General features: G+C 66.1%; 1 protein-coding gene. It reads right to left on the reverse strand.

The annotated features are described in order from the left end of the window. The coding region (locus JZ791_RS43640; protein WP_216903786.1) for a hypothetical protein at positions 1-3,430 on the reverse strand (3,430 nt) is incomplete at both ends.

Consider the following 3,430-nt stretch of genomic DNA (forward strand, 5'->3'; position numbering starts at 1 on the left):
AGTTGATTTCGACCAGGCGGGGGCCGAAGACGGGGTGGCGGTGGATGAAGTGGATCGAGGCCTTGCCCTCGGAGCCGGCGTTGGGCAGGGTGCGGGTGCCGAAGCTGGTGGTCTGCTGGTTGATGCGAGACAGCAGGCCGGGGTGGTAGTTGGCCGAGCCGCTTTTGGTGGCCCCGGGGGCGATCTTCTCGACGAGGTCGACGACGGTCTTGTCGTAGGCGCTGCGGCCGTCCGCGAACTCGACCTCGGTCGTGGCGCCGAAACCGAGCAGATTGTTCTTGCCGGGGTTCTTCTTGTCGAAGAACACGTCGGGCAGCTTGCGATCCGCGGGCTGTTCGTCGGCGATGGTGACAGGCACCTTGCGTTTGGCGTAGGCCTGCTGGACCTGGTGCATCAGGTCGGGGTTGGCGTGCAGGTCGTTGTCGGTCAGGAAGATCTCCATCGCCTGCGGTGCGTCGACCATGCGCGAGCGGGTGTCGCGCAGGTGCAGGCCCCGGCCGAGTTTCTCGGGGAGCACGCCTGAGGCGACGTTGCGGGTGCCGACCTTGAGGGTGACCAGGTAGTGCGCGCGTGCGCGCAGGCGGTGCACGTTGCCGCCGTAGTCGGAGGTCACGCGCAGGGTGTCGGTGGTGTCGGTGTTGGTGACGTGTGTCGTCTTGGTTCGGTTGTGCTGGTAGGCGCCCACCGGGTTGAAACTGGGGTCGGACTTCTCGCCGTAGCGGCCGCCGGTGCTGAAGGTGCTCTGATGGCCCTTCTGTTCGGACTCGGTGTGCGAGGAGGCGTTGGTGGACTCGAGCCAATGCTCGGTGTCGATCGCCGCCGGGTCGAGCACTTCCACGTCGTCGAGATAGCCGGTGATCTCGACGGTGTAGTCCGAACCGGCGATGGAGCCCGGGGTTTCGACCTCGAACTTGTAGGAATCGCGGAAGATCAACGGCGCGAACGAACTCATATGGTGCGTCGACAACGATGTGTGCACGACCGACTGGCCCATCGACTCCGGGTTCGCGGTCGGCTCACCGAAGTTGGTGCGCCACACCCACTTACCGACACCGGTGAGTGGATCGACCACCCAGTGCATCGCGCCCTTGGCCAGGGCCTTACCCATCTCCGTCCACCCCGGCGATCCGGCATCGGCGGCGATCCGGTCGCTGGAGGCGCTGGAGTGATCGTCGGAGGTTCCCGCCGACAGCGAATCGCTGTCGCTGTGCACGCGGAAATCCGGTGGGGCGATGTCTTCCTGTTCGCCTTCGGGGTTCGTGAGCAGGATCTTCGGAGAAGTCGGATCTTCTGTGCGCCGCCGCGTCTTGCGGGTTCGCAGTTGGATCTTGTCCCTTCGCAAGTCTTCGGGATCGTCTTCGAGATCTTCGAAGGCGCCGGGCATCCGTGTGGTCCGGCGGGACGACCCGCCTCGCTTCGGCGTCACCGGCGTATCGGTCACCGGGGTGTCCGTCACGGCCGCTGTGCCGGTCACCACGGGTACGCCGGTCCGGTCCTCGTCGCCGTCGGATTCACCGTTCTCGCTGGCCGCGGCGGCTTCGAGCTGGGCGCGGCGGATGAGATCGTTGACGACCTTGATGAGTGTCTTGCTGGGGTTGTGGCGGCCGATGACAGCGGACTGGGGGAGTTTCATGACCCCGTCGACCAGCGAGTGGCCCGGGCCGGGTACGGCGAGACGCCGAATGTCGGGGTCGGTGGCGTCGGTCGGGTCGACGTCGCGGACGGTGGGTGGAGGTGAGGGTGACGTGGCGCGTTTCACCTTGTCGGTGAGGTAGGTCGGGACGGCCAGGTGGTAGCTGCCCTCGTCGTGGACCGCGGCTGGGCTGGCGCCGTGGCTGTAGTGGATCTTCATCCACATGTGGGTGGGGACGCTGAAGATCTGGTTGCCGGGCTGAGCGCTCTTGGGGCCGGGGCTGAAGGTGTAGTTCTCCTCGCCGAAACCGGTGTCGTACTCCTCGACCTTGCTGTGGCTGCTCGAGTAGGTAAAGGAGCCGGCGACGCTGGCCAGTCCTTCGCTGTGCGGGGCGCTCAACGGGTTGGTCGCCTGGCCGCCGAGGCCCAGGTTCCAGCCGCGCGGGGTTTTCGAGTCCGACTCACCACCGGGCAGGACCGCGCCGGTGTAGTTCATCGTCTGGATCTCCGGCAGCACCCAATCGTGCGATACGCCCCGGTGCCGGTCGGTGGTCGAGGAGTAGCGGCGCAGGGCCAGCAGGTTGACGGTGATGCGCTCGGATCCGGTCGGGGTGGGTTTGACGAAGGTCACCTCGGTACCGCCGGTGATCTTCCCGTCGTCGTCGATCTCGCCCTGGATCATCTCGTCCGCGGTCGACAGCAGACCCATGCGGCTGCGGAGGTGGTCGAGTTTGCGGACGTTGTTCAACCGCTGGGTGTCGGTGGCGTCCTGGGTCAGGGAGTCCAGCATGCCCGGGGTGGCGACATCAGGTGGTAGGAACCCTTGCTTGCGCAGGAACTGCTCGAGCTGGGTGAACATGGTGTCGGGGACCTTGACTTGCAGGGGGGTGACCGTCAGTCCGAGATCCTCGAGATGCAGCAGGTGCGCAGGTAGGTACTGTCTTTCGTTCTTGGTGGGTTTGTGGCCCATGGCGCTCTTCGGCGGTACCAGCATGTTGACCGGGTAGCCCTTGCCGCCCACCAGCGGTGTGCCCCGGCGCGGTCCCACCGCGCGCCCGTCAGGACGCACGAACGTGACACGCAGCTGCATGGTGGGTGTGGTGTGCAGCAGATCGTGCACCAGGCGCAGCGCGCGGGAGGTGTAGGCGCGAGCGCCGTAGTTCAAGGCATGCGCGGCCTGATGCACCATCCCGAACTTGAACGGGTTGACCGTGCCACCGGCCGGTGAGTAGCCGGTCGCCTTGTCCGCCTTGCCCTTGCCGAACCCCAGCGACGGTGCGACGGAACCGCCGAGGGAACTGCTGATGGTGGTGCTGTTCTGGGTGCGCAATGCCCGCAACACATTCGACTCCAGCCGCGAGCCGCCCTTCATGGTGGGACCGGTCAGGGTGTCCCCACCCCGGTAATCGACCACCTCGAACCGGAAGTACCCCAATGCTTTGCCGGAGTTGGTGTACAGGGTCGGGGACGCCACCGACCCGCCCTCCATCATCGGGAGGTTGCTGCGGAAATTGCCCTCGCCGATGAATTCGCGCAACGCGTCCACCGACGCCTCCGACACTCCCCTGATGCGACGGCGGAACCCGGCCATCACATCGGCGAAGATCCGGTCGTGGTGTGGGATGTCCAGCACGCCCTTGAGCGGGACCTGCTCCAGGGAAATATGCGGCTCTGGGTCTGCCGGATCGTCGGGGGTGTGGTGGAACGGGGTGGGATCGTGGAACGGCGGCGGGGTGGTGGTCAGGTCGCCCTTGACGACCTTCGGCAACTCCTGGGCATCGACCATGTACTTCGGGAA

Origin of the sequence: Nocardia alni (assembly GCF_019038435.1) — a bacterium.
Taxonomy (GTDB): domain Bacteria; phylum Actinomycetota; class Actinomycetes; order Mycobacteriales; family Mycobacteriaceae; genus Nocardia; species Nocardia alni.